The organism is Shewanella sp. LZH-2, assembly GCF_016859145.1.
GTDB lineage: Bacteria > Pseudomonadota > Gammaproteobacteria > Enterobacterales > Shewanellaceae > Shewanella > Shewanella xiamenensis.
Genome location: NZ_CP069350.1, coordinates 2,548,068 through 2,569,549, shown reverse-complemented (window position 1 = coordinate 2,569,549; position 21,482 = coordinate 2,548,068). Strand labels below are relative to the sequence as shown.

Here is a 21,482-nt window from a genome sequence, read left to right as displayed (position 1 = left end):
GACATCTGCTTCTTGACGAGCATATTTTATTTCAGACTGTTTGTTCTGTGAGGGGCTCGTTTGTTTTCAATTGCTGCGACTCCTAGGTTGTTAATATTATATTGATAATCTAGGGTTGTTATTTTTATAACTTTAAGGTTGGTATGGTGTGTCTCAGTATAACAATAGAAACTTAACCGTATTAAATGCCAAAGAGTTTAGTGGACTGCCAATTCTTCAATTTAAAAATGGAGTCTATGGGGAGTATTTGCACAATAACTTTAACGTTATCTATCACGCATTAAATAGGTATGCAAAGGTTTTCGCTGTGAGAGTTGACTTGAGATTTCCTGACTATTTTGACACCGATAATAACCGTTATGTTACGCGGTTTATTGAATCTCTAAAAGCGAAAATTAACGCAAATTATAATGCAAAGTGTAAAAATACTGAAGGATTTGTGCATCAAAGTGAAGTACTGTATATCTGGGTGCAGGAAACCGGGGAACTTAACCGATCACACTACCATCTTTGTTTGTTTTTTAATGGCAATGCTTATAGAAGTTTAGGTGTATTTGAACTTGGTAGACCTAATTTGTATAACCGAATCGTTAAAGCTTGGGCGAGTGCGCTAGCGTTGGATGTTGTTGCAGCACAAGGCTTAGTTCACTTTCCCAAAGCGCCTTGCTATCTATTAGAGCGTGGTCGGATTCACCTGAACCATACTTTACGTGCGTTGTTTCTGCGGTTAAGTTACTTTGCCAAAGTTGACAGTAAGACCTATGGTGATGGACGTCGTCATTATGGCTGTAGTCGATTATTGGGTAGGCTACAAGTTGATGATTAACTTACTTTGTACGATTGCTGCTAGTACAAATAGGAAAGTAAAGGGCAAGGGGCTCAAATCCCTTGCTTTTGTGTTTATTGAGAGTAGCAGTATATTCATAATCGCTCATCCATGCGAAGACCTCTTTGCTGACGCATCTCTATCAATATCCGGCTTCTTTTTGGTGGCGGATACACAATACGGTCAATCGTTCGCCGCCATCATACTGGTACATTGCCAGATAGCCAGTGTCACCAAAGTCGATCAGTAGTTCCCTAAAGCTAAAGTCATTGTCATCGATAGGCCGACCAATGTCTGGATAGCTTTCCAGTTTTCTAATGGTATTGATTATGGCGCTGGCAGCCCGTTGTGCGGCAGGGGGATTTTTAGTGCGAAGAAACTCACGTAAGCGTTCTAAATCACGTAATGCAGTGGCGGTGAAGATTATTTGTGGCATGAAGGGGCAGCCTTTTCATTTTCACTTCCCCAGGACTCTAGCCAACTCACCACTTCGTCACCAGTCACATGCAAGCCTGATGTCTGGTGTTCTTCCCATGCGCGTAACGCTTCTTGCTGCAACGCCTCTCGTTTCTCTTCCCTCTCAACGTATTCACGGATGGCTTCACGCATCATCCAGTGTGATGAACGTTTACGCGTTTCGGCTAAATGTTCAACTCTGGCTTTAATATCGGCATCTAATTTAACCGACACGGGTTTGATTGTGCTCATCTGTTACTCCAAAGGTAATGCTTAGTACTACTAGGTAATACCTTAGCATAACGTAGTACAAAAAAATAATGATTACACGTTTACTTGCCAGCATGAGCAACGCCATAAGCTCAAGGATGATAGAAGATAGTTTGTATCACTTAACTGGGCAAACCTGTTACGCCGTCATCACGCTAATCTTTAGTATAAAAGCAAGAGGGAGGAAAACGATAGCGGCGGCATGCCGCTTCGTTTATAGGGTTTGGCTAATGGGGGACTTAGCACTCAATACCGTAGCTGAAGTATTAAGACTTAAGCCAATGCCATGTATCGGCTATCAGCCCAGCACCAGCTTTTACGCCATTGATGCCCACTTCTGCTGTCGTCAACACGATGTTTAAGCCGGTTTCTACACTGCCGGTGACGAGTTTGATCCCCGCATCTGTAATCTCTCCTTGGCTTAAGCAAGTATAAGTTTCACCTAGAGTTTGCGTGGTGCCTTTTACTAGGCATTCGGCAGGTTTAGCCACAAGATCTCCAGGAGTGCCTAGTAGCGTGTTGACGTTATCGGGTAGCCCTAGGTATTCACCGGTCATTTTGATGGCGGTAGAGGCTAACACGACGTTTGCGACAGTCCTCGAGGCCAGCATTGACGCAGTGCTCCCCAGTAAGCCTGCTCTGGCAGAGCCTTGCAGCGCAATGTGGGTAAGATTACTCACTTGATTGGAGGTGCTGCTCCCCGCTAAGCATTCATTGACGAAGTGCTCGCAATTATTGGTAGCAACGTCGTATGGGCTGTGACCCCGTTGACTGCGCGCTAGCTCAATGGCCTGATGGGGAAACAGCGTGGACTTTTTCACTCTGATACTTTGGCCACCAGCAAATTGCTGCAGGTCGATTTCTTCGATGATGCCCTGTTTAGATAAGTGAATAATATTTCCATGGCCCACATAAAGGCCGTGGTGTTCGGTTAAGCCAAGCGGATCAATATTGGTGACCAGATGATCACCGGGATGAAATGTATACATGGTATGTACTCCAAGAAAACAACGCAGATACCCCTAGGTCGCATCTGCTAATGGGTTGAATAGGACGAAATGGACGTGCTGATTGACTCAGATTTCCAGCTCGACAAAGTCCTTATCGATTTGCTGCTGAGTAATGCCGATGTAGCGCAGGGTGACCGCTTCCGATTGATGCCGCAGCATGCGCATCACCCGGCCAATGTCTTTGCAGGCTTGATACAGGTGATAGCCGCGGGTTTTACGCATCGAGTGGGTCCCTAGGGCTAACTTGATATCCTCACCGACAAAGGCAAACGCTTTGGCGACGGCGCGCCGTGTCAGTGGTTTGGCGGGGGCCTGCTGGTCTTTGGCTTGGCTCGAGCGGTGGGATTGAAACAGGTAGATATGCTCAGGGTGGCGTTGATGAATCGCCTCAATCAACGCCAGTGTCTTAGGATTGAGCTTGATGCTGGCGCGTTTACCGGTCTTCTGCTCGATGATGCTTAAGCGGTCGCCGTCGATATCGCTGAACTTGATCGCCAGTAAGTCAGAGATCCTAAGGGCCAGGTTAAGGCCGATATTCCAGACATCGGCCATCTGCTCACCAAAGTGACGTTCGAGCAGGTAACTGATAAGCTTGATGGTGTCGCGGTTCTTGACCGCCTCGACTTCGTTCATGCTTGGTTCCCTCAATTAGCTATGTGATGAATGTGGGCACCAGTACATTGCAAACCCGCATGGGGCCTACGTTGCTTGGTGCCCAAAATACCTTTGTGGGCACCAAGTTCAGTCGGCGCTGATCTGAACCTGGTACACCTCCATCTCGATGTAGTTACAGAAGTTCTCCAGTAACACTCGTACCAGGCTGTCGGCGTGCTCGAGGTAGCAACGGCCAAAGAAGCTGTTGTAGACCTGTTTCTCCTGAAACAGCACTTCCATTTCTTTCTCAAGCTCAGGGAAGGGCCCGCCGCAGTAAGCAAAGTCAGTGAAGTAATTTAGATACCAGCAATCACCTTGGCGGTAGAGGTTGATTTCGACGGGGTGATAACCGCCGTTCTCATAGCTGTACTCGGGATCGCGGTAGTTAAAGGTGATGATGTTGAGGTCGGGGTTATTGAGTGCGGCCAGTTGTCGTTCTAACACTTCATAAAAGGGCTCTGGCAGTGGCAGGATGGTTTCGCGGTGTATTTTCATGGTGGACTCCTAAACAAAAATCCCGCGAACGACTGGCGTTGCGGGCAGGGTAGGTTGTGGATAACGACAGAGGCTTGCCGTAATGATTTAGGTTACAAGGGCGCGGGTGTGATGGGTTTAGCTCTTTGATTGCGATAGAACTGAAACCGATAGATAGGATTAGGATGCTCGCGTGAAATGACGGTGAGGCTAGTTAATCCAAGCTCACTTCTACTTGATAGACTTCCATCTGGTAGTAACTGACAAAGTTATCGCTGAACAACTTAATCAGCCCCTGTGACTCCCGCTCCCCAATCCAGCCGCTAAACAGGCTATAGACCTGCTTGCTGTTAAAGCAGATATCGATATCTTTAACCAGTTCAGGGAAGGGATGACCGCGCAAAGCAAAGTCGGTGACGTAGACTAAACGCCAGTGATCTTGTTGTTTCTCAAGCCTGACTTCGACGGGATGAAAGCCACCCGCTTCGGCGCTGTAGTCTGGGTCTCGAAAATTAAGGGTGATGGCGTTGGCGTCTTTGGGATCGACGTTGGCAAGTTCCTTTTCAATCACTTGGTAAAAACGATCGGGCATCGCTGGCAGTTGGTTACGCTTGATGGTTAATGTCATGGGATATTCCTTATTTAAAAACGGGCATACGCAAAAGCCAAGGCGCAGTCACGCCTTGGCTTTTGCTGTCTATGCGGTTTGGTTAATAGAACGAGTGTTGGCTAAGCGGTTTAATGTGAGTCGCTAAGGGCTACTTGCTAAGGTTTTTGAGCTGGGAGATTAAAGTTTGGTGGTTATGTTTAACGGATTAGTACTGGCTTACGATAATGAACGGGTTATCGAGGCAGGACGAAGTTGCTGGTGGTCAGTGGCTCAGTGGCTTAGCTTTGGTTTAGTTTCGGTTTGATAAATCGCAATATACAAATAGCCATGGCTGCCTAATGTGTCGGCCTCACAGGTAAAGCCAGCGTGTTCAATGCTCACGCAGTGCTGCTCTGTGGCATCAATCTTGCCGGTGGCTACCAGCCGCTCAAGCTGTTTAATCATGGCCGGAAAGGCCTCGACAAATTGTTGTTTAATTGCGGGTGGAAATTCACCGACATAACTGGCGCGGTCATGGAGATAATCCAAGTGCAGAGCACGCAAAATTAGCCTCGCACCAAAGCGGGGAGACACTTTACGGGGCAAGCCCCAGGCGTGCTCAATATCGAAAAGTTTTAGGGTTGTCATAGTAACCTCAATGGTTGAAAAGACCTTTAGGGAGTAGGGGGCTCATTAGCTGACTAGCGAGAGCAGTGATAAATACCAGTGCTAGTAAGAGCGGTTAATACAGCCGACTAGTGGAGTGGGTGATGACAGGTAACGTTCTTTAGGTGTGTACACTCCAATTAGGCTGTTCATTACTGCCATGGTTGAAGTACACACCGTTGATCACACGCTGCCATTCACCTGTTGGCACACCATAACTATCACAGGGGCAAACATAGCGGCAAAAGCTGATCTCCTTGGGCAAGTGCTCAACCACATCACGGTGAAAAACAAATAATACGGTTTTATGTAGCTCACGGTGTGGTGCAACGACTGGCTTGCCAATCACTTGGCCCATGGCATTAAGTGGCCGCACAAACATCGGCAAAATTAGCTCAACTGCTAAGCGGTTACGCAGTTCGGGAAAAGCGGCGCAGGCTTCGGCGACACAGGCCTGTGAAAAACTATCAGTAAATTCAATCATGAAGGACTCCTTGAAAATGGTAGGCATAACGCTGGCTAGAGTAAGCCTCGTTCAGCAAAGGATACTGGCGTGCGGCCTACCACAATATGGTCAAGCACGCGCACATCAATAAGCGCTAATGCATCGGTTAACCGTTGAGTGATGTGCTTATCTGCAGCCGAAGGTTCAGACTCACCGGAGGGATGGTTATGGGCAAAAATCACCGCTGCCGCATTGACGGCTAACACCACCTTAACCACTTCCCGTGGATAAACACTGGCGGCATCTAAGGTGCCAAAGAACAACTCTTTAAACTCGAGTAATTGATGCTGATTATCGAGCAGCATTACCGCAAACACCTCCCGCTCATAACCGCCCAGTTTGTAAGTTAAAAAATCCTTAGTGGCTTGAGGGTTGGTATAGGCGTCCTTCTTCACATAGCGTTCGGCAATGATATTGGCGGCAGAGGCAAGGATCGCTTCGGCAGTCTGCGGCCACTGATTGATCGGCTGATTTATCGAGTCGTTAGGTTCAGCTTTGGTGGGTATCGCTTTTGTTGACATTTCTGGCTCCTTGAAAGCGTTAATGGGCTTATGCACAGGAGTGATATATATCTGAAAAGATTTGGAAAAGTTAAAAATTACTGGCACAGCTAATGGAATGAAACCATTACCAAGAGTTCAGCATGACACCAAACATAAAGCTAATTCGAATAAAAGACGTGATTGAAACTACAGGCTTAGCCCGTTCAACCATTTACAAGTATGTCGATAAAGGTATTTTCCCCAAAGCAGTGACATTGGGCCGTAGATCTATTGCATGGGGTGAAAGTGAAGTGCAGGAGTGGATATTAGAAAGGATCGCGCTGAGGGATGGAGCGGCCTCGAATCGTTCCCGATCTTGTTAAAATCTGCTGCAAAAGTAGCATTAATTTTCACTCAAAATTTTATCTTTTGAATTGATATTGACGACACCATTTGACGTTAAAGCTAGCATCATATTGCTCAGGATGTTGCTTTAGTTGCAGCATCATTTGGCATTTAGGGGGAAACGCTATGATGAGTCAGTATTGGGATGAGTTGTTCAATTACGTTTTTAATGATTTTGTTAAGGGGCGAGATGGTTTGGAGTTAATCTCTCAAAATCCGATAATTTTTCTCCAAGAAAGTGATGACTTTTCGTCTATTTATGACTGGAGATCGCAAGAGTTTGAAAACGAGTACTTTGACAGTCTTCTGTTAATGCGTCTGTTTGTAATCTCGTGGTCAAAACCCTTACAGGGCTTAGCGGCATGGTTGAAAAAAGACATAATCTATTCGGCCTCATGCTTCAAATTTTCCCAGCCGTTACTACAGCGACTGTACACTTTATTTTTGGAAGATAATATCTCGCTAAAGCGTCATATACAGAATGGTAGCTTTGCTGGAAATGATGCCACCCCTGCAGCATTGATCACTGCCGCTGAAACCGTGTTGGATCAATACCTCTGTCGATGTGAAAGGCTTAACCGCCGTTTTCGAGGTGACAAGCGTCGTTGGCAGGAGGCAGATTGGTTCGCTTCTGCGGCACTAGAAAATGGTCTAGCGCAAGGTAAAGTTCGGTTCAGAACGAAAAGAGACCGAAAGTTTGATTGTTACTTTGCAGAATTATTTATGGCGGCGACAGTGCTAAATGAGTACTACCCCAAAAGTCCTCTTCTTCGAGCTTTGGCAACAGTGCCATTATGTTTTCCGGCATCATATGACTACTTTGAGCCCTATTTTCAACGTTATGTGCAAGAATTATACCTGCGTAATGCTGACCCTTGGTTTCTATTCGAACTGATGCGTCATATTGTGCCCGAAGCGTTTTTATTTCTCTGTAGTAGAACTCTCTTCAGCGTGTGTGAGGGAGAAGCTTTAGTGCGTTATTTTGACGAGTTGTATCCGAGTGATGGCTTGATAGGTTGTTCACATACTAAAGCGGAATACTTGCAATGTTTTGGGAAATTGGCTTTGATAACGCCAATATAAGAAAATTTGGACACAGAGAACGATAGATGACAAACAAGGATGGTTTAAAGTGCCAAGTAAAACGGTGAATACAGTCCATCGTCAATGGATGATTTTGAAATATCTCTCAAGGACAGCTGAACGTAAGACAACCGAAGAGCTTCGCGATTATTTGACGTCTGAAGGGGTAAACCAGACGCAGCGGACTATTCAACGTGATCTTGCATTTTTGGCAGATATTTTCCCACTGCAATGCGATAGAGACGGCCACCAGGTGCGCTGGTATTGGCAACGTGGTAGTCGTACTGAGCTGATGACTGGGCTCTCATTTTCAGACAGTATTTCACTGCTACTGGTGCAAAGCTCGTTGACGTCGTTGCTACCTAAGTTGTTATTTAAGGGACTAGAGTCGCAATTTACGCTAGCAGCAAGTACGCTGTCGAAGTCAAAAACATTGGCTAATTGGTCGCAAAAATTTGCCAGTATTGAGCCAGACCTTTCCAGCTCGCCGCCCGCGATTGATGAACAGGTGTTGGAACGAGTACAAAATGCAGTGTTACGCGAACAGCTGCTTGAAGTGAGTTATCAACCCATTCACCAGTCTGGGCCTAAATCTTACCAACTAGCTCCTTTAGCATTAGTGCTGCTAGGCCAAGTGCTGTATCTACTCGCAACAGTTGGGAAGCATACAGATGTGCGCCGGTTTGCCATGCATCGCATGCTGGCTGCTGAGCTTTATGGCGAAGCGAACCCCAAACGAGATTTTAACCTGCAAACCTATCTCGATACTGGTGGCATGCAATTCACCAGTGAAGGTTATGCGGGTTTAATAAGGTTTAAAGCAAGGGTAAAGATGCAGCAAGCTGACCACCTTGAAGAACAACCGTTAAGCGACGATATGCAGCTTAGCAAAATCGATGCTGAATGGTGTTTGTTAACCGCCACCGTTATTGATAGCTGGCAACTGCGCTGGTGGATTATGTCGCACGCTGCCAATGTTGAAGTGATGGAACCAGAAAGTTTGAGAGCAAGCATAATTAAGCAATTAGACAGCGCACTAGCGTTATATTCAAAAAAGGATGAAGAATGAACCATATTGTAGAAGTTACTCAGGATGCTCTGACCCAAATGTTACTCAATGGCTTCGAAGCCTTTGTTATTAAGCATGGAGGCAAAAAGCGCAGTGGCATTGAATTTCATGCTTCGCTGTACGGTGACGTCGAAATCAATGAGGATAAGGGGGAATATCATAACTTAATCCAGTTTGTCTCTGTTGATACTTCCGCCAAAATGGCCAGTGGCGCTGTTGAAAGCCTAAGTGAAGCGGAAGACTTAAAAGAGCAGCTTGCAGAACAGCTGGGCTACTACCGCCTTGGTAATATGCATAGCCATCCCTACCTGATGGAGGAAATGCCATTAGATGAAGTTCGCAAGCGTGGATGTTTATTTTCAGAGGGGGATGAAGCGTACTTTTTGCAGGAATTAGAACGCTATGAGTCAGAAGATGCGTACCTATTGGAGCTAGTTTTAACGATCAAGCAGTTAGATAAACAAAATACTGCCAGAGATGGTCGTATTGATGATTCAGTCATTGAGTTTTCTGTTGGTAACTGTAAATGTTTTCTCCGTGCCCAAGCATTCTCTAAAAATGATGAAGGAGAATTGGTGGAGGAGCCAACAAGACTGAATTGTGAGTATTTAGAAAAATTCACATACATTAGTGCTGATTTCGGGAGAGTAAAAGCTAAGCCGAACCGTAAGAGAGTACTCGAATATAAACCGCGCTAATCGTTTATCAAGAGACACTTGTCGTCCTCAAGTGTCTCTTACTGTTTATAGACAAGTTGTGCATATGGATTGTTAGACTGTTCTCAGTTTTGTTAATGTTCGATGAATCGAGTTAAGCCTATAAATACTTGATTGAAATTTCAACAAATCAATGAAAGCTTACTTTCTGCTTCAAATCACAATTTCACACTCGATAGAAGTAGCCGCGGGATAAACTAGTTGGTAATATTGGCCTACTTAAAATCGGTAGGCTGTATAACAGTTCTCAGTTTGTTGTACTACCATGCGAACATGCTAAGGATAGACCTTGACCCAACTAACATTGGAAAGTTTAACGCTTGCGCAGCGCGAGCGACTGGCGCACATTGATTTTGTGTTGATGTTTAAAGGTGAGGCTCGTCGAACAGATCTCGTTGAACGATTCAATATAGCTCCTTCCGTAGCGACCCAAGACTTTGCCCGTTATAAAGAGATTGCCCCGCAAAATGTGGTTTATGATGAAAAGCGTAAGCAACATCTTAAGGCCGCGTCTTTTATATCCCTGTTCGATTTTGATGTGATCAGAACCCTAGCCACCTTAAGCCAAGGGTTTGGAGATGGTTTTTCTGGCCAGCTCCCCCCACCTTTAGCCTGTGAAGCACCTTATCACCTAAATAAGCCGAATTTATCGATAGTGGCGAAAGTCACCGAGGCAATACACAAAGGCAAAGCCTTGAGTATCACCTATGTGTCGTTATCGAGCGGTGAAACAACGCGTGACATTATGCCCCACACGCTGGTGGACAATGGCCTGCGTTGGCACGTTCGAGCTTTCGACCGTAAGCACAATGCATTCAGAGACTTTGTTCTGACCCGAATAAAAGCCGCGGTTGTGCTTGAAGACTCGACGTTATTTGAGGCTGAACTAGAAACCCAAGATCGGCAATGGAACCGTTTTGTTGAACTGGAGTTAGTGCCTCACCCACGCATTAAGCATCGTGAAGCGATTGAACTTGATTATGGGATGGTAGATGGCTGTCTTAAGGTTGAAGTTAGAGCGGCCCTTACTGGCTATTTGTTGCGACAGTGGCATGTGGACTGTTCATTAAAACATGAATTGAATCAAATTACTCATCATTTAGCGTTGAAAAACTTCGGTGCACTCTATGGCGTAGTGAATTTAACACTGGCACCGGGTTATCAGCGAGCAGAACAAGCATGAACCAAATAAACCATAGTGAACCCCAGGATGAATACAACACCTCGATTAAAGATATCGCAGGTATCAAAGATTACAGTCTGATTTTTAATATTATCAATGCCCATTTTTCCGATCCTGATTCGACCGAAGCGAAGATAACTGACCAAAACGAGTTTGATATTCGGGCTGCTAAGACTCGGACAAAAGTCAGCTGGGCCATTAATAAATCGATCCTGCTGTTCGTCAACGATGCGCATAAAGATATCGTGAGCCAAGTTTTTCAGGACCACATTCCTCTACAAGACAAGAAGTTTGCTTTTCTATGGCATTTTTGTCTAAACAACAGGCTGTTCAGAGAGATTACGGTGAATGTATTCGCCAAAATCTACTTTTCTGGCCGGGCGCAAATTTCTAAAGAAGATATTATTGGCTACATAAAACATATTTCGGACAAAGACGACCCATCGAAGCCTAATTGGTCAGAAGAAACTATATATCGTTTAGCTACAAAGTATCTGAGTTTAATGACTAAGTTTGATTTCGTTGCTGATAACCGCGTGAAGTCGTTTAACCATATCCGGCCTTCACCAGAAGCCATCACAATTTTTCTATATTTTTCAAAAGCTTTTTCGCCAAACTCGAGAAACATCTTAGAAAACCCACTATTAGCCGCAAGCTTTATCTCCACCAGTGATATCCATGACAGACTGAAAAAACTGTCCCTAAAAGGTTACGTTGGTATGGATTTTAATGGTGTTGCACTCAATGTGGACTTCATTCATAGCAATAAGGATATATGCGATGCCCTTTACCGCCGATCATAAGCAGAAATTTGCTGATCTCGAATACAACATCAGGAATCAAGACCAACTGCGGCGGCAAGCTAATGGTGGCAATAGTATTTTATTCTCATATGTACCCAATGAAGAGCATCTATACGTAGCAAAAGCGCAAGAGCTTTACGCGCAGACGGCTGAGTTTATCGATGTAAGTAAGCTGTTGGTGCAGTTTATTGATGCTGATGGCTGGGAGTCATTTGCGCAATATTATAAAGACTTCAGCAATACGCCTCATGTTGTTTTCAAATCAGATGATCCTGAAACTGATTTATTTGACTTGATTATCACGGCGATAAAAGCCGCAAGTATCAATGATAAAATTCCTTTTTTGATTCGCACTGGTTGTTTATTCGGGACAGGTATCGAAAATGTCAATATTATGGAACATCGAGACGTGATGCAGTTAAAACATCCGCTGGTGCTTTTTTATCCATCGAAAATCATCGATGACAATATCTATTTTTTAAATTTCAAACCTGCCTCCAAGTACCGTTGTACGTTAGTAAAATAGGGATTAAATCATGACAAAAATAAGTGAACTACTAACGTTAGATCTGCAAGAAGACATTAAAAACGTTATCGACTTAGAAGACCGCTCGGAGACTGAAATTCAGCAAGAAATTGAGTCTTATATCGTCACAGAAGGTATCGGTCGGCATCTTTATGAGTTTACAACTCAATTTACTTCAAATATCAAAGAAACCGGTGTCTGGCTTTCAGGCTTTTATGGCTCAGGGAAGTCGTATTTCGGCAAGATGTTAGGTTACATCGTTGATAACCCAATGATTCATGGTACTTCAGCACGAGACAGGTTTATTCCTCGCTTAAAAGGCGTTAGTGATGCTGGCCTGATTGAAAATGCAGTGCGGAATTTAGATTCTGTAAATAGTCGTGTGGTGTTTTTGGATGTCGCTAAACAAAACACCGACCGAGGTCTTGCCTTTACGCTTTTCGCAAATTTGCTGAAAAACCTAGGTTTGCGTGACGATGTCTACGGTTACATGGAATTTGATTTGCTACTTGATGGCAAGTATGACGAGTTCAAAGCCAATGTGCTCAAGCTCGAAGGCAAAGACTGGAACGAACTGAAACGTAGCAACCGCCATGTTGCCAAAGTCATGCGCAGTGTTTTTAGCAATATGGGTTATAGCGAATCAGACTACGAAGACACCAAAAACGTTTACAGCGCAGCGGTTGATGCCTTTTCTGCAAGCAAGTTAAAGGATGAACTTGAAAAGTATTTAAAGTTTAACCCTGATGAAACGCTGGTATTTGTATTTGACGAAGCAAGCGAAGCTATCAGCCAAAACAAATTTACCTTGCTAGATTTAGAAGGGCTCAGTGAGGCGTTATCCAGTATCAGCAGCAAGGTCTGGACTATTGCGATTGCCCAAGAAAAACTAGACAGCGTTATCAATAATGCCAATGTCAGTCGCAGTAATTTAACCAAAGTTACTGACCGCTTTAAAACCAAAATTCACTTAGAGTCCACCGAAGTTGATGTGATTATCCGTAGCCGTCTATTACAAAAAACGGCCAACGCCAAACAGCAGCTACTTGCTTATTACAAGCAGAACGAAGGCTTAATCAGTGATGCGACGAACTTGCGGTCCTCGTTCCCCACGAAAACTGAATCCGCCGAAGACTTTGCAATCTATTACCCTTTCCATAAGTATCAGTTCGACCTGTTGCAAAAGTTCTTATTTAGTTCAAATGCGCTGGTCGCGACCCAAATCGCCGCCCGCGGTATGATCATTACCACCTTCGACGTACTGCGCAAACAAATGCGTGATGCGTCGCTTTATAGCTTTACGCCTGGTTATGCCATTTGTATTGAAGCGCAGACCTCGCCACCGACCGCATTGGTAAATAAATACGACAGCGCGCGCAAAATTCTTAAGGAAAGCGGAAGCTCAATTGACGGTGAAAAACTGCTTAAAACCATGCATTTACTTGCCGATTCAGAACTGGCGCAAGCAACTGTTGAGAACATCACCAAAAGCTATATCTCGGATATTACCAGTTACTACACCGTTAAACCTGTTATTGAAGAAGCGCTTAAGTTATTACTTGAGGCCAAAGTTCTGTTGGTTTCGAACAACAACTACAAGATCACCTCAGATCTGGAAGGTAAACTGCTACAGGAAATGAATGATATTGATGTTGAGCTATTTAGCAAAAAGCGTGAGCTCATCAAATACATCAAAGAAACGAAGATATTTGCCCCAGTCTCAAGCTATAACGATGGCCACGACGTATTTAAGTTCAGCATTCTTTCGGATCAAGATGACGAATTGACGCCATCAGGCAGTAAAGATCTCAGATTATGCGTTTTTAGCCTGTTTAACATCAGTGATAATCGCCAAGACTTTATTGAACAACGCAAGCTAGACACGCAGTATCAAAAAGAGCAGATTACGCTGGTGCCGCAAACGGCAAACTTCTACCAAATCGATAAATTACTCGGCGAGGTGATGCGGTACGGTTACATGGAGGAGAAATACTCCACAGAGAACGATGCAGATAAACGCAAGATCATTCGTGAGTTCGAGACCATCCGCGAAGAAAAACAGCGTACGTTACGCTCATTCATCGAAGATGCTTACCATCAAGCTTCCTTAATTTACATGTTTGACGAGCTGTTACTGAATATCGATAGCTTTAAAGGCTCTATCGCTGAATACCAGCGCAAAATGGTCAAAAACATCTACACCAAACGCTTAACCAGCCAATTATCCGACAGCTTAGTGAGCAAAATATTTAGCAGCCATAAAGACAGCCTGAGCAAGCTGTTTACTGCCGCCGACTTTGCGTTTTTTGACAGTCACGGCAATTTTATTGGCGACCATTTGAAAATTGTTGAAGAGCTGAATGCCAAAATTAAATCCAAGCATGTCGATGGTAAATCACTGGAATTGGAGCTCTCAGGTGCGCCTTGGGGTTATAACTATGGCACATTGGTCTCGGCCTTAGCGGCGATGTTTAGAGCTGGCCGGTTGTCAGTGAAGTTTAATGGCGATACTTATTTTACTCATGAAGATAAAGCCGTTCATGATGCCTTTACCAACACCACCAAGTTTAAAGGTGCTTCGTTTAAATCCATTACACATACCTTAACTGCAGTGCAAAAAAATCAGGCAGTGCAAATTTTGTTGGGCCTTGATATCCAAGACCATATTGATCGCAAAGTGGATTGGAACACCAACGACTTTGAGCTTGCATCAAATATTAGTGCACTGGCAGATCACTTCATCGGCGCTATCCAAAACCTCACCAGCACGGTGCTAGATTTTACTGCACTGTTTCCAAACGTTGTGCAGTTAAAGGCGGTCTTACAAGGCTATGCCGGCAAAGTTACTGAAAGTAATTACATTGAAAAAGTTGAATATCTGCTTACTAACCAGGATGATTTTTCCAGTGCAATTCAGAACATCTTAAAAACGCAAAAATTTATCAAAACGAATCTTGGCAAAGTCAGAGAGTTCAAACGTTTTATTCAGGACGTTGTAAATGAGCTGAGTAAAGCCGATCGGACGGATGTGAATATCACCGCCGCGCACACTGAGTTTGAGCTGTTATATAGCCAAGATATTGTTAAGAATTTTGCCAAGCTGCAAGAGCAGGTGCAAATTGTCAAAGATGGCTACTTTAAGCTGATGAAAGTAGCCTTTGCAGGTATGAGTAAAATCTATCAAGAGTTACTGGCAAAAATTACCGCCGCCAAAGCCGAATTAAGCAAATACCCTGTACAGCCGAATATGGCAAATCAGCAAAAATTAGCTGAGCTACAGGCCTATGTAACCAAGCGTATTGTGTCGGACCCAGTTCTTGCTTATAGCATCACCTGTACTAACAACAGTTATTCATTGTCTGATGCGCTCAATTACACCGCGCAAGCGCCATTAAAAGAAACCGATTTGCTGGTATTACAAAGCGGTTTTATTAAGGAAGAACTTGTTGTCGTGCCTACACCCGAACCTACTCCTAGCGGCAGTGGTGAAGTCAATGAACCCAAACCGGCTCCACCGCCATTGGTGGTTAAACAACCTCGCCAAGTGGCTTTTAACCTGCCCAGCAAACGTATGTCGGTGCAAAACTATAAAGCCTTGTTAACGCAGCAATTAACGGCACTTGCCGCCGCCAAACCTGACGATGAAATTGAACTAACTGTCGCTATCAATCACGAAGGATCGTAAGCCATGAAATTAGCAGAACACGTCGACCATTTAAGAGAATTGATTGAAGCGGCATTTGATAAACAATTTGCCCGATTGGGCTTTAGCAAAACTAAGCAAATGGATGCAGAGCAAGTACAGCGATTGCCTGAAGAAGTGCAAAGCAAACGCCAACGCTTTGTGGCAATGCTGGATAACCATATTGGTGAAACCGGCAGTTACGAAAGTGCTCGGGAAAAGCTACTGGACGAGCTGACGTTTACGCTGTTTAACCGTTTAGCCGCAATAAAAGTTATGGAAGCGGCAAGCCTATTTCCGCCTGTTTTAACTAAACAAAAAGAACATGGTGACCGCTCTTTTGGCCATAAAGCCTGGCTGGAAGCCAATCCAGAGATGCGTACAGCTGAGCTTGAAGGTATTCGAGATTATTTAAAAGCAGCTTTTGATGAACTTGGCCAAACGTTGCCGCTGTATAGCAAAGCTTACCCCTATGCGCTTTTACCTGATGCCATAAGTTTAAACGATATTATTGACGCCTTTAATGCGGTTGATACTGACGTTCAAGCGAACGAATCTTCAGAAGAGACTATCTGGCAAAGTGATGATGTTCTCGGTTGGATGTACGAAAGCTACAACAACAAGAAAAAGGCGAAATTCAAAGACGATCAGAAAAATAACAAAGCAAAAACCGAATACAACAAGGTATCACTGCAATCGCAGGTGTATACGCCGCGTTGGGTGGTACAATTCTTGGTGGAAAACTCTCTGGGTAAAATGTACCTCGAGATGTACCCTCATTCAGAAATAAAACAGCGTTATAAAATTGCTAATGCACCTGTTACCCAAACCAGAAAGCCAAAGCCACTTCATGAGGTGCGCACTATTGATCCAGCTTGTGGCTCGGGTAACTTTTTATTGTATGCCTTTGACTTCTATTACGAGCTTTATCTGGACCAAATTGAAAACTATGGTGCAGACTATGATGAAAAAGACATCCCTAAAATCATTATTGAAAACAACCTGCACGGCATAGACCTAGACGATCGCGCTATCCAGTTAGCACAGCTAGGCTTATTTATCAAAGCCAAGAAAAAGCGCCGTACAGTCGGTGAGCTGCATTTCAAGGTGGTATCGTCCGACTTCTATCTGCCTGAGTATGCAGAAGTGAAGCATATCTTCGAAAAAGGCAATTTGGTGTCGGCTCAGCAGCGGGAATTTATAGAGAAAGTATGGGCTGATCTCATGCAAGCCTATAAGTTTGGCTCGCTGATTCATATTGATAAAGAGTTAAAGGAACAGCTATCTCAAGTAAAAGAACGTGCGCTTGGTGAAACGTTTGATTCGACACAAAAGTTAAAAAAGAAAATTGTTGAAGGGGATCTCTTTGCAGCGGCAGATTATGCTGACCACCAAGAATTCGCAGAAAACTTCTTTGCAAACTTATTTGCTGCGGTAGAGCAGTATGCTCGAACAGAGCGCAATACTTTCTTAAGTGGCAAAACACGAGACGCGATTACATTCTTAGAGCTGTTAACTACTGAATACGACGTAGCAACCGCTAATCCGCCGTACACAGATAGTGGTGACTTTGGTCCAGATTTAAGGGTATTTGTCGATACAAATTTTAAAAAAACATCCAAATTCCATACAAATCTTTACAGTGCTTTCATGAAACGGTGTTTCGAATTAACCAGTCGTGATGGATATATAGCCATGGTTCATCCGAATACGTTTATGTTTATTAAAACATTTGATGGCGTTCGTAAGTTTATCATTAATAATTTGCATCTGGAGATCTTGGTCGACTACGGTTTGGACAGAGTGAATTTGTTTGGTGGTGATGTTCTACTTGACTCGAATTGTTTCTATGTACTTAGTAAAAATAATAGAAATGATAAAAAATCGATATTTATTGATGTGGATACTAGAATTCAAGAAAAGCACAAAAAAGAAAGTTTCACCAACGCTTTATCAGATATTGTTCGCGATGTCGAGAATAGTCAGGTATTCAAGATTTTTCAAAGTGAGTTTCTATTAATTGAAAGTTTGCCATTTATCTATTGGATAAGTGAAGATCTCAGAGAAAAATTCACAAAATCTCCGCTTCATAAAGTTGCTGATGTTGTTTCTGGTGTTAAAACAGGAAATAACAATGGAGCCTTAAGATTATGGTGGGAAGTTGATAGGAAAGATATTTATGATGGAATTGGTGACAAAAAATGGGTTTTGTACACTAAAGGAGGGAAATTTAAAAAGTGGCAAGGAAACAATTGGTTATGCGTAGACTGGAATAATAACTGTAGTTACATTAAGAAACAAAATAGTTACAACATTCCTCCAGAAGATATATCCTTCAGTGAAGGTATCAATTATTCTGGAAGTGGACAAAAAGGCGTTTGTTTCCGTTTTTTAGAAAAAAATGTGCTTTTTGATATGGGGTCTTCAGCTGTATTTCCGCAGTTCGATGTCTTTTATGCGCTATCCGTTTTAAATTCGAAGCTAGCTTTTTATATGGCTGATTGTCTTAATCCTACTGTTAACAAACAGCCAAATGATGTAAAGAGAATTCCTCTTGCGCCGCCAACGAGTGAGTCTATTGGATATCTTAAGTCTTTAAGTGAAAGTAATATTTCAATCTATCAACATCTAGAGCGTTTTTCACTAATTGAAATGCGTTATTCAAATTCACCTATTGATATGTTTTTTCAAGGAACAATAAGAAATAGCATTAAAGACTTCCTAAATTATGAAAATGCAATCTTATCTAGGGTCTTGGTTCAGGAAGCTATGGTCGATGAGGAAGTTTTCAAATTATATAATTTGACTGAAAATGACAAAAAGATGGTTCTAGCTAAGCAAGGTCATAGCGTGGGGGGATTGCCTGTTTGTTCTAAAGCTAGAGAAGAATTCATATCGAATACTAATGAGTTAGAAAACTTCACTGTCACAATTACAAGCGAGTTTATCCATTCACTCCCTGTCATTGAATTTTCTCCTGAAAAACGTGAAGTTATTGAAAGTCATTTTGCCGGTCTTTACCAGAAGAACAATGATTTGGAAGAGTTTTGCATCCGTCACCAAATCAACCCTATAAACGTCTGGTATTGGTTCAAGCAAAGCAAAGTAATCCCTAAGCAGCGTATGCAGACTTTAGCTATGGAATTTTTGGCTGATATGATCCGTGAGATACTGATGGAAGATGAAGATGGCATCATTCCTCTGGTGCCAAATGCCGGTGAGAAAGTGCTTCTTGATCGTATCGAAGAAAAGTTTCTCGAGAAAGGATTTAGTACTGCTCAATACTCAAGCTTTGATTCTGTGCTGGGGCGGCCAATCAATGACTACCTAAGCAAGCAGTTCTTTGCAGAGCTTTCAGATCACTTGAACCTGTTTATGTATTTGCCCAAGACTCCATTTATCTGGCACTTAACCAGCGGACCAGAACAAGGCTTTGATTGTTACATCATAATTTATAAGTGGAACCGCGATAAACTAATGCAATTACGGTCTCGGTATATTGAGAATCGTGAACGGTCATTGGTAAATCGTCAAACAGACCTGCAAGGAAAACCACAGTTATCAGCAAAAGAGCAATCCGAGCTAGACACCATTTTTAAGCAGCTTAAAGAAATCGAGTCTTTTAAGGTGAAAATCGACGAGCTACTAGCTGAAGGCTACAACCCAGTATTGGATGACGGTGTCGGTAAAAATATTGCCCCGTTACAGAAAAAGAAAATGTTGGCTTATGACGTGCTTAATGCTGGTCAGCTGACAAAATATTTAAATGCCGATTGGTAAGGATACCTCACGATGATTGATAGCTGGTTAAAAGCTGATTTAGCCAAAATTTATAACCACTATCCGGTGGCTGTATTGATTGACGACAGTGGCGAAGCTGAGTTTTTATTAAAAGCCTTACCAAGCGATTATGTGGTTTACTTCACCAATAATGAGCTTTCTGAGTTGGAGGCGAAATATCGCATTGAAAGAGCACTGCAACACAACAACGCTCAGGGTACAAAGCAGCTGATTTATACCCAGCAACCTTTAAATAAATTAAGTTTTGTTCGTGAGTACTTTGAGGTTTATGGTGGCGTCGAAATTCATAGCTTGCCGAATTACATCAAGCAGAAAGTACATCAAACACTGAACTTAAATATCAATTTACCCAAAGACGAACTGATTGCGGCCGCGAAAGTGAGTGTTGGCAAAGATCAATCGTATTGGTTGGATGTCAGCCATAAGGGCGCGTCTGAAATTTTCGATTTAGATAAAGAGCTGTTGCCGTTTGTCCATGCCCCAGAACGCTACGCCAAAGAGAAATTTGATGCGCAGTTAATGGAAACCTTTTATCGGAAGGTGAACGAGCTATTGGGCCAGCAGTTTATTGCTAAACCTCCCTCGACACTGGCGACTGAGGTGGTGAATGCACTGTTAAAGGGGTTAGTTTCCAATAACTGCCATAAAAGTTTGCTTGCTATGTATCGCACCTGGCTGGACTCGGTCAGTTATAAAACATCATTTGACGCTTATCTGCAAAAACACTCACTCGATAAAACGGTCGAGATCTGGCAAGTGCACCCTGATCACCCTTTTGTAAAAGTCGATGAAGCTTGGTTAAAGCAGTTAGGCCAAAAGCTAAACAATAAGTCGCTGCAACAGACGGAACGCAGTCAATTTTTGGCTTGTTTGAAGCAGCGGCATCAGAGTAAACCAGCACAAGCCTTGGGGATCACTTTCTGGGGCGATGTGATTGCCTTGCTGGAATTCGACGCTAAGGATATGAGCTACCTGAGTGATTTTTCCGAGTGTGTCGAGTTTTATAAAAAGCATATTGCACCGCTCGACACCGCGATCCGCAATTTATATACCCAGTTTTTACAGCAACCTGAGTTACTGGGGCCATTCCAGGAGCTTTACAAAGAATATGTCAGCTTGTTTTTTGATAAGTGGTTTAACAATTTCGGTCAATACCAAGAGAACCAAACCGGGATTTTAAAGCGGTTGATTGAGGCAAATAGCAGTAAAAAAATCGCCGTGATTGTCGGCGATGGTGTGGCCTATGAGATAGCTGAGCAAGTGGCGGCAAAGGTATTTCGCGATGGTACACAGTGCAAGCTGAGCAAAGCGCACATTTTAGCTGACGTGCCTTCTGAGACAGAAAACAACATGAGCCATATTTATATGGCAAATGGCGTGGTCGAAGCAGTGCAGGCCAAGCGAGAGAAGTATTTAGTTGAGCAACACAGTGGTGTGAATATCGATTTTACACGGCTTGATGAAGTGTCGGATGTACCACTCGCCGGTCAGGTGCTGATTTGCACTTACAAAGACATCGACGATATGGGCGATAAGCTCAATAGCAAAGCGCTGAAATATTTTCCGGAATCTATCGACTTTTTTGCGGCCAAAATCACCCAGCTATTACAAATTGGTTATGCCAAGGTGTATTTAATTACCGACCATGGTTTTGTGCTAACCGGTTTACTGAGCGAATCGGAAAAGATCGCCGTGAAACCGATTGGCAACCACTATATCGATGAGCGTTTTATCTGGACCACTGACAAGCAGCCGCAGCTGAAACCGAATTTTATCGAAGTAGCTAAAAGCTACAAAGAATTCAATTATCTGTATTTCGCGCGCAGCATGAATCCATTTAAGACACCTGGCACTTATGGCTTTGCGCATGGTGGTCTTGCACCGCAGGAATTGGTTACGCCTTACTTTTGTTGGGAGCGTGAAACCGACAGCATTGGTGCACTCAATATTGCCATATCCAACAAAAAGGATTTGGTGAGTGTTACTGGTGAACTATTCCAAATCAAACTGCTGGCCAGCAGTGAAGCCATCAACTTGTTTACACAAGAGCGTAAAGTCATGCTGCTGTTTTTTGCAAATCAGCATCAAGTCAGTAAAAGCGATATTTTCACAATGCAGAATGGCGAAACAGCGCTTAAAGAGTTCACCTTTGATGGCCACGATGAACTTGAGATGCAAGTGGTGGATGCCATCACCAAACAACAACTCGACCGGATCACAATACAAAAGAACAACGATCGTGATTTAGGCGGGCTGTTTTGATGAATATTGTCAGTTTGCCT

At 43.4% G+C, this 21,482-nt stretch carries 20 protein-coding genes; 11 read left to right on the top strand and 9 right to left on the bottom strand.

What is annotated here, in order from left to right; all coding sequences use genetic code 11:
- The first annotated feature begins 148 nt into the window (after window positions 1–148).
- Entirely contained in the window at window positions 149–826 is a 678-nt protein-coding gene (locus JM642_RS11425) for an inovirus Gp2 family protein (RefSeq protein ID WP_203431823.1), read from the top strand.
- Window positions 827–968: 142 nt separating this feature from the next.
- Here the strand turns inward: JM642_RS11425 and JM642_RS11420 are convergent, their stop codons facing one another.
- The 9 genes from JM642_RS11420 to radC all read right to left on the bottom strand — a co-directional run bounded on the left by JM642_RS11420 (window position 969) and on the right by radC (window position 5,971).
- Complete coding sequence (locus JM642_RS11420) at window positions 969–1,262, bottom strand: type II toxin-antitoxin system RelE/ParE family toxin (RefSeq protein ID WP_076500099.1); 294 nt, start codon at window positions 1,260–1,262, stop codon at window positions 969–971.
- Window positions 1,250–1,534 carry a CopG family ribbon-helix-helix protein gene (locus JM642_RS11415; protein ID WP_115014944.1) on the bottom strand — a complete coding sequence of 95 codons (285 nt, stop codon included), beginning with the start codon at window positions 1,532–1,534 and terminating at the stop codon, window positions 1,250–1,252. Before JM642_RS11415 ends, JM642_RS11420 begins: the two co-directional genes overlap by 13 nt.
- Window positions 1,535–1,818: 284 nt before the next feature.
- Window positions 1,819–2,541, bottom strand: a complete 723-nt coding sequence (locus tag JM642_RS11410) for a lecithin retinol acyltransferase family protein (protein WP_203431822.1) — start codon at window positions 2,539–2,541, stop codon at window positions 1,819–1,821.
- A gap of 87 nt (window positions 2,542–2,628) precedes the next feature.
- Window positions 2,629–3,195, bottom strand: coding sequence for a site-specific integrase (locus JM642_RS11405; protein ID WP_203431821.1), 567 nt, complete (start codon window positions 3,193–3,195; stop codon window positions 2,629–2,631).
- 108 nt (window positions 3,196–3,303) lie between these two features.
- Window positions 3,304–3,711: a DUF2787 domain-containing protein gene (locus tag JM642_RS11400; protein WP_203431820.1), complete on the bottom strand. Its 408-nt coding sequence runs from the start codon at window positions 3,709–3,711 to the stop codon at window positions 3,304–3,306.
- Window positions 3,712–3,904: 193 nt separating this feature from the next.
- Window positions 3,905–4,318, bottom strand: a complete 414-nt coding sequence (locus tag JM642_RS11395) for a DUF2787 domain-containing protein (RefSeq protein WP_203431819.1) — start codon at window positions 4,316–4,318, stop codon at window positions 3,905–3,907.
- Window positions 4,319–4,570: 252 nt separating this feature from the next.
- A complete protein-coding gene (locus tag JM642_RS11390; RefSeq protein WP_203431818.1) occupies window positions 4,571–4,927 on the bottom strand; it encodes a type IV toxin-antitoxin system YeeU family antitoxin in 357 nt (118 codons plus the stop codon).
- Window positions 4,928–5,066: 139 nt separating this feature from the next.
- Window positions 5,067–5,429 (bottom strand): hypothetical protein, encoded by a 363-nt coding sequence (locus tag JM642_RS11385; RefSeq protein ID WP_071939741.1) that lies wholly within the window; start codon window positions 5,427–5,429, stop codon window positions 5,067–5,069.
- 35 nt (window positions 5,430–5,464) lie between these two features.
- Entirely contained in the window at window positions 5,465–5,971 is a 507-nt protein-coding gene (gene radC / locus JM642_RS11380; protein WP_239000436.1) for a DNA repair protein RadC, read from the bottom strand.
- Between the two features lie 134 nt (window positions 5,972–6,105).
- Between radC and JM642_RS11375 the strand changes: the two genes are divergently transcribed.
- From JM642_RS11375 to JM642_RS11330, 10 genes are all read left to right on the top strand, one after another.
- Window positions 6,106–6,315, top strand: coding sequence for an AlpA family transcriptional regulator (locus tag JM642_RS11375; protein WP_239000512.1), 210 nt, complete (start codon window positions 6,106–6,108; stop codon window positions 6,313–6,315).
- Window positions 6,316–6,463: 148 nt separating this feature from the next.
- On the top strand, window positions 6,464–7,420 hold the full coding sequence (locus JM642_RS11370; protein WP_203431816.1) for a hypothetical protein: 957 nt from the start codon (window positions 6,464–6,466) through the stop codon (window positions 7,418–7,420).
- Between the two features lie 49 nt (window positions 7,421–7,469).
- Complete coding sequence (locus JM642_RS11365; RefSeq protein WP_239000435.1) at window positions 7,470–8,489, top strand: WYL domain-containing protein; 1,020 nt, start codon at window positions 7,470–7,472, stop codon at window positions 8,487–8,489.
- Window positions 8,486–9,187 carry a hypothetical protein gene (locus JM642_RS11360; RefSeq protein ID WP_203431815.1) on the top strand — a complete coding sequence of 234 codons (702 nt, stop codon included), beginning with the start codon at window positions 8,486–8,488 and terminating at the stop codon, window positions 9,185–9,187. Before JM642_RS11365 ends, JM642_RS11360 begins: the two co-directional genes overlap by 4 nt.
- 307 nt (window positions 9,188–9,494) lie before the next feature.
- Window positions 9,495–10,388: a WYL domain-containing protein gene (locus JM642_RS11355; RefSeq protein ID WP_239000434.1), complete on the top strand. Its 894-nt coding sequence runs from the start codon at window positions 9,495–9,497 to the stop codon at window positions 10,386–10,388.
- Window positions 10,385–11,191 (top strand): BrxA family protein, encoded by an 807-nt coding sequence (locus JM642_RS11350; RefSeq protein WP_203431814.1) that lies wholly within the window; start codon window positions 10,385–10,387, stop codon window positions 11,189–11,191. The genes JM642_RS11355 and JM642_RS11350 overlap by 4 nt, the downstream gene beginning before the upstream one ends.
- Complete coding sequence (locus JM642_RS11345) at window positions 11,169–11,717, top strand: hypothetical protein (protein ID WP_203431813.1); 549 nt, start codon at window positions 11,169–11,171, stop codon at window positions 11,715–11,717. The genes JM642_RS11350 and JM642_RS11345 overlap by 23 nt, the downstream gene beginning before the upstream one ends.
- A 10-nt stretch (window positions 11,718–11,727) precedes the next feature.
- Window positions 11,728–15,402 carry a BREX system P-loop protein BrxC gene (gene brxC / locus JM642_RS11340; protein ID WP_203431812.1) on the top strand — a complete coding sequence of 1,225 codons (3,675 nt, stop codon included), beginning with the start codon at window positions 11,728–11,730 and terminating at the stop codon, window positions 15,400–15,402.
- 3 nt (window positions 15,403–15,405) lie between these two features.
- Window positions 15,406–19,179, top strand: a complete 3,774-nt coding sequence (gene pglX, locus JM642_RS11335; RefSeq protein WP_203431811.1) for a BREX-1 system adenine-specific DNA-methyltransferase PglX — start codon at window positions 15,406–15,408, stop codon at window positions 19,177–19,179.
- 12 nt (window positions 19,180–19,191) lie between these two features.
- Entirely contained in the window at window positions 19,192–21,462 is a 2,271-nt protein-coding gene (locus tag JM642_RS11330) for a PglZ domain-containing protein (RefSeq protein ID WP_203431810.1), read from the top strand.
- The last annotated feature ends 20 nt before the right edge of the window (window positions 21,463–21,482 follow it).

Excerpts from the sequence above, each read along its gene's own strand:
- JM642_RS11350 (WP_203431814.1), top strand. The coding sequence starts at position 10,385 with ATGAACCAAATAAACCATAGTGAACCCCAGGATGAATACAACACCTCG.
- JM642_RS11410 (WP_203431822.1), bottom strand. The coding sequence starts at position 2,541 with ATGTATACATTTCATCCCGGTGATCATCTGGTCACCAATATTGATCCG.
- radC (WP_239000436.1), bottom strand. The coding sequence starts at position 5,971 with ATGTCAACAAAAGCGATACCCACCAAAGCTGAACCTAACGACTCGATA.
- JM642_RS11400 (WP_203431820.1), bottom strand. The coding sequence starts at position 3,711 with ATGAAAATACACCGCGAAACCATCCTGCCACTGCCAGAGCCCTTTTAT.
- JM642_RS11405 (WP_203431821.1), bottom strand. The coding sequence starts at position 3,195 with ATGAACGAAGTCGAGGCGGTCAAGAACCGCGACACCATCAAGCTTATC.
- brxC (WP_203431812.1), top strand. The coding sequence starts at position 11,728 with ATGACAAAAATAAGTGAACTACTAACGTTAGATCTGCAAGAAGACATT.
- JM642_RS11385 (WP_071939741.1), bottom strand. The coding sequence starts at position 5,429 with ATGATTGAATTTACTGATAGTTTTTCACAGGCCTGTGTCGCCGAAGCC.
- pglX (WP_203431811.1), top strand. The coding sequence starts at position 15,406 with ATGAAATTAGCAGAACACGTCGACCATTTAAGAGAATTGATTGAAGCG.
- JM642_RS11420 (WP_076500099.1), bottom strand. The coding sequence starts at position 1,262 with ATGCCACAAATAATCTTCACCGCCACTGCATTACGTGATTTAGAACGC.
- JM642_RS11390 (WP_203431818.1), bottom strand. The coding sequence starts at position 4,927 with ATGACAACCCTAAAACTTTTCGATATTGAGCACGCCTGGGGCTTGCCC.
- JM642_RS11330 (WP_203431810.1), top strand. The coding sequence starts at position 19,192 with ATGATTGATAGCTGGTTAAAAGCTGATTTAGCCAAAATTTATAACCAC.
- JM642_RS11345 (WP_203431813.1), top strand. The coding sequence starts at position 11,169 with ATGCCCTTTACCGCCGATCATAAGCAGAAATTTGCTGATCTCGAATAC.
- JM642_RS11360 (WP_203431815.1), top strand. The coding sequence starts at position 8,486 with ATGAACCATATTGTAGAAGTTACTCAGGATGCTCTGACCCAAATGTTA.
- JM642_RS11395 (WP_203431819.1), bottom strand. The coding sequence starts at position 4,318 with ATGACATTAACCATCAAGCGTAACCAACTGCCAGCGATGCCCGATCGT.
- JM642_RS11415 (WP_115014944.1), bottom strand. The coding sequence starts at position 1,534 with ATGAGCACAATCAAACCCGTGTCGGTTAAATTAGATGCCGATATTAAA.
- JM642_RS11370 (WP_203431816.1), top strand. The coding sequence starts at position 6,464 with ATGATGAGTCAGTATTGGGATGAGTTGTTCAATTACGTTTTTAATGAT.